Raw genomic sequence first — 4,871 nt, 5'->3', positions numbered from 1 at the left:
CTATGGATGTCTGTCTTTGGTGGTGTCGCTATTGACCAAGTTGTCAATGAAGTTGGCATATTAGGCAGTGAAGGGTTAACGGACGTTCCGCTTGCGATGTTCCAGATGTTTGATGCGCTGCCATTAGGTAATATTTTATCAATGATAGCTGTGCTACTGGTACTGGTTTTCTTTATTACCTCTTCCGATTCCGGGTCGTTGGTCATAGACAGTATTACTGCCGGTGGTAAAATTGATGCGCCGGTTCCACAACGTATTTTTTGGGCAACAATCGAGGGAGCTATTGCAGCAGTGTTACTCTGGGTTGGTGGTACTGAGGCGATTGAGGCGTTGCAAGCGGGTGCTATTTCGACAGCGCTACCCTTTACCATTATTTTATTGGTAATGTGTGTCAGTTTGTTGATGGGTATGCGTACCGAAAAGCATAATAAAAGCTAGTTTCTACTTGCTACAAAAAAGCCGATGATTGAATCATCGGCTTTTTTTGTCTAGTATTGTGCTCTCATCACAGAGACGTTATAACCACAATTTTTTAATCGCAGTGTCGGGACTAAAATGATATTTAATTTGAGCCTGCATTAATTCCGCGGTGGCAATTGCATCGGTTAAGGCATCGTGAGGCGGGTAAGCGGGTAAGTTGTAACGCGCACGGCTATCAGCAAGACGAATGGACTCTGGGCGTTTTCTTTTAAAGAAATTAAGCAAGCCCGACGAATTAACCCGTTGCAAATTAGCCTCAATCTGCATGGTATCGATAACCGGAAAGATAATACCTTCATTAATCAACAAGCGTAAAGTGTGATCAAGAAAATCACGCTCAATATGCCGATAATGTACCACCACCACTTTTCCTGCCAGTTCAGCTAAAAGCTGCTCTAAAATACGCAACAGATCCGGTGCATCTTGTAAATCCGAGTGGGTGATACCATGAATAATAATTGAGTTTTCTTGTAATTTATCCTGTGGATTGAGATACCATTCTTTTGCTTTGCGGCAAAAAATGCGCTGTAAATTAAAGGGTACCAAACCAATACTAATGATGCTGTTTTGCTGTGAATCTAAGCCTGTCGTTTCAAAATCAAGCGCGACAAAATCAATATCATTTAATAGCGTTTCATTACTATAGGTTCCGGTATTATAAAAATCAACCAAGCGTGGATCTTTACTGTTTTTGGCTTTTAATTTTAGCAAGGCCGCCCAGTTTAAAATCTCCTGATTACTGAAATTGTTCATGAGTTAACCTTTAAAGTTTGTTTGAAGTATAGCGATATTTTAAAAAGTTTTGTGCATTGCTTAATACTAAAAAAGCATCTTTAAGATTGCGTCTTTCAAAATCAGACATACTTTCCGGTTCAATATTATTATCAGGATCAATCCCAGACTCTATATCGGATGACTGATGACGCAAACGTACTAGAGAGATAAGCTCCATTGCATGTTGTAAATCTTCGCCCTTTGATTTAGGCAAAATACCTGCTTCGATAATATCATCCAAGCGTTGAAATGAGTTTTGCGATTGTGAGCCGATCGCCAAGGCATGCACTCGGATCAGATCCGCCAATGGTGCAGTACCACGACGTTTTAAATTAATAGCGTTATTATGACGGCCATCTTTTTCCATCACAAAATCTTTAAAAAATCCCAGTGGGGGCTTACGATTAAGGGCATTGTGCGCCAAACAGGCTAAAAAACGGTTGTTTTTCTTGGTTTTGCGCAGGATAAATGCATTTAATTGCTCAGCCCATTTTACCCGGCCATAGACACCCGTAAGATCGAAGAAAATAGAGCAGTTTAATAAAGCTTGAGGGTTTGGATTATCTATCCAATCACCGAAACAATCTTCCCACTGAGATCGTGTTTTGCGAAACTCAGGGTTGCTTGCCATAATATCACCAGTGCAGTAACTGTAACCGCAGGCAGCTAAACCATCGCAAACAAAATTGGCTAACTTTTCAAAATACGCACCATGCAACGCGACTTGATAGCTATTATCAAGGATTATGGCATTATCTTGATCGGTTACCATCAGTTGCTCATCTCGAGCCATCGAGCCCAGTGCTAAAAAGCAGTAGGGAACAGGCGGGGGACCGAACATCTCTTCGGCAAGTTCTAATAAACGCTGTTTAAAGTTGCGACCGATTTCAGACATTGCCCGCCCGACCATATGTGAATTAGCATCTTCGTTAACCATGCGCACAAAACAGTTTTTTAACTGTGCAGAAAGCAGCACTAAATCCTCGCTACTTTTCTGCTGAAAGATACTGCTTACAAATAACAAACTATTTTGCGATTCGTAACGGATAATATCTGCAACTTCAATTAGGCCAATGGGCTTTTTATTTTTTAGAATAGGTAGATGATGAATGTTATAACGCAGCATGAGCAGCATTGCTTCAAAAATATAAGCGTTATGATCCAGTGAAATCAAATTGGTCGACATGACTTGTGAAATCGGATTATCAACATTTACCCCAGCTGCAATGACGTTAGCGCAGAGATCATGTTCGGTAATAATACCAACAAAACTGCTATCCTGCGGGTCCTCTATATCAGGATCATTTATTAATACAGCAGAAACATTTTCTTCGGCCATTATCTGAGCTACCGCTTGAATAGTGCTATTACAGGAAATAACGACTGCTTCTCTCGTCAATAATGTTTTCACTTTGGAAGTGGTCAGTGCATTAGCATCATCGGTTTTACCTTTTACCGCCTGTTTTAAACGGGTAGTATCTTCCACTTCAACAAAATCAGCGAAATCGTCATAAAGCTCGCATAAGTTAGTGAATACCAATTCTGGAATACAGTATACCAAGGTATCTTTTACCGCTTTGGCTGGGAAACGTACTTTATTATTGGTGAGTAAGCCCATTTGGCCAAATAACTGTCCCTGATCTAGACGATTGTACAGTTCACCTTTACGGCGATATAACTCAACGACGCCACTGCGGATCATATACAGTTCGGTAATATTGTCGTTAAAGTTAACAATCATGCTATCGGTACGGTAATAAGAAATCTCAACACTTTGCGCAATGTCGATTATGACTTGTTCTGGAAGCTGATCAAAAGGGGCGTACTGAGCGATAAAGCTTTTAATTTCGTGTAGTTCGGCTGACATTAATAGGCCTGCTAGTTGGTGATGACTGGAGCTTTTGTTTATATCGATTTAGATATTATACGAGTAAAGCTAAAATATGAGCAGCCATAATTTTTGCTGAATATTTAACTGTTGGTCTCGTCTTTAGTTACCTTGATTTGCTTGTAAGTAACAAATAATCGTTAGACCAAGATAAACGATAGTCAGTTTAAATGACACACAATACTATCACTGTGTTGGCGTATTGTACTTAAGCATTTCTGGGGAGCCTGATAATATGACAGGAGAATTACACCTATATATTAACTATGAACATCGCCAAAAATGGATAAATTTTTTACTGGCAACCATCTTGGTGAATGAACGCTATGTTTATGCGGTGATAAGTAAATTGTTCATATATGACATGATAATCTTGATAGATCTCCCATTTATGTAAACTAACGTATTGTGATGATAACCCGATAATGCCGAGGTATTGGAGAACCGTAAACACGATTTTTCACAAAAATATACCTAAACGTTAATCTACAAGTTAATTGAGACAAATAATATCAGTGTATTGGTACGGTATCAGAAACTGAACAGCAGGGTTTTAAGATGGAGTTCTACCGTAAAAGGATAGCGAACAAGTGCTGCAACGGATTTAGTGCACAGTAGTGGTCTTTGAAAAAAACGCAAAATGTGCACCAGCAAACTTCACTGCTGAGAAAGACGTTAATTCAAAGAAACAAGCTAACAGCAATCGATTCCAAAGAATTAACAAAAATATTGTCTATAATTAAGTGACTCGATTGTCTTATTTTTAATAAGACAATTTATTAATGATGAACTTATTGGGAGATAAATAATGAGCAGTTGGATTTTAGTCGCCGATAGCGCTCATGCACGTCTATTTAACGCCGAAACAGCAAAATCCGCATTAAATGAGATTAAGAGCATGATCCACCCCGAATCAAGACAACATGAACAGAAGCTAACCTCTGATCTACCAGGACGTCAGGCTGGTGGTGCAACGTTTAGTCACCATGCTGTGGGAGGTAAAACAGAGCCCAAAGAGTATGAGGCGGTAGAATTTGCTAGAGATATATGTAGATATCTTGAGGCTGAATATAATGCGCAAAAATTTAGCCAATTGATCGTGGTTGCTGAACCTCAGTTCCTTGGCAACTTACGCAAGGTAATGAGCGACAACGTCGCTAAGCTTATTACCCTAGAAATAGACAAAGACATAGTTAAGCAGGACATTGCCACGATTCGAGGTCACCTGCCCACTATTCTTCCACTTTTAACCTCATAATGCGGCCAAAGCATTTTTTATTAACCCATATACAGTGGAGGCAACAAAATTTAACAAGACCCAGTAGACTATTCGAGGGTAATGCTTGCCGTCCTTTGTCGCGTTTGTTGTTGGTATCGGTTTCTCAGTAGAGCTGCCTGCACTCAATCGAACTACGACAAAAAAAGCTTTAGTTGCAGCTAAAGCCTGGGTCTCATATTACCGAAACGGGAATTATTTGTTATTAGATGGGGGGGTATCCATACCAGTTGCTATAGTAGACATAAAAAAAAATGCAGATAAGCAATGCATGATACCTAAAATGGACGCTTCAAGCATGGAGGACATCTACCAAATAAGTCCACAAAAACAATATAAAGCCTTTGTTCCTCTCGTTGATAAAAAGCAGCGATCATCAACCAGTCTATTCATGACGCATGGTTTCTATCGGGTCTAGTTGCGCGGCCTTAAGGGCAGGGAAGTAACCAAAGA

The 4,871-nt window shown here is 39.8% G+C and carries 5 protein-coding genes; 3 read left to right on the top strand and 2 right to left on the bottom strand.

Features of this window, described 5'->3' with window-relative positions:
• On the top strand, positions 1-438 hold a 438-nt coding region (locus tag V7783_RS20915), incomplete at its 5' end, for a BCCT family transporter (RefSeq protein WP_335680373.1).
• Positions 439-516: 78 nt separating this feature from the next.
• Here V7783_RS20915 and V7783_RS20910 read toward each other — a convergent pair.
• Both V7783_RS20910 and V7783_RS20905 read right to left on the bottom strand, forming a co-directional pair.
• Positions 517-1,233 (bottom strand): 3'-5' exonuclease, encoded by a 717-nt coding sequence (locus V7783_RS20910; protein ID WP_335680372.1) that lies wholly within the window; start codon positions 1,231-1,233, stop codon positions 517-519.
• A gap of 10 nt (positions 1,234-1,243) precedes the next feature.
• On the bottom strand, positions 1,244-3,121 hold the full coding sequence (locus tag V7783_RS20905; RefSeq protein WP_335680371.1) for a DUF294 nucleotidyltransferase-like domain-containing protein: 1,878 nt from the start codon (positions 3,119-3,121) through the stop codon (positions 1,244-1,246).
• 829 nt (positions 3,122-3,950) lie between these two features.
• Here V7783_RS20905 and V7783_RS20900 point away from each other — a divergent pair.
• Both V7783_RS20900 and V7783_RS20895 read left to right on the top strand, forming a co-directional pair.
• Positions 3,951-4,400, top strand: a complete 450-nt coding sequence (locus tag V7783_RS20900; protein WP_101031852.1) for a host attachment protein — start codon at positions 3,951-3,953, stop codon at positions 4,398-4,400.
• Between the two features lie 85 nt (positions 4,401-4,485).
• Positions 4,486-4,836 (top strand): hypothetical protein, encoded by a 351-nt coding sequence (locus V7783_RS20895; protein WP_335680370.1) that lies wholly within the window; start codon positions 4,486-4,488, stop codon positions 4,834-4,836.
• Positions 4,837-4,871: the final 35 nt, after the last annotated feature.

Origin of the sequence: Pseudoalteromonas sp. (genome assembly GCF_036960685.1) — a bacterium.
Classification (GTDB): Bacteria; Pseudomonadota; Gammaproteobacteria; order Enterobacterales; family Alteromonadaceae; genus Pseudoalteromonas.
The sequence above is the reverse complement of the archived record's forward strand: the minus strand, read 5'-3'. Positions and strand labels throughout refer to the sequence as shown.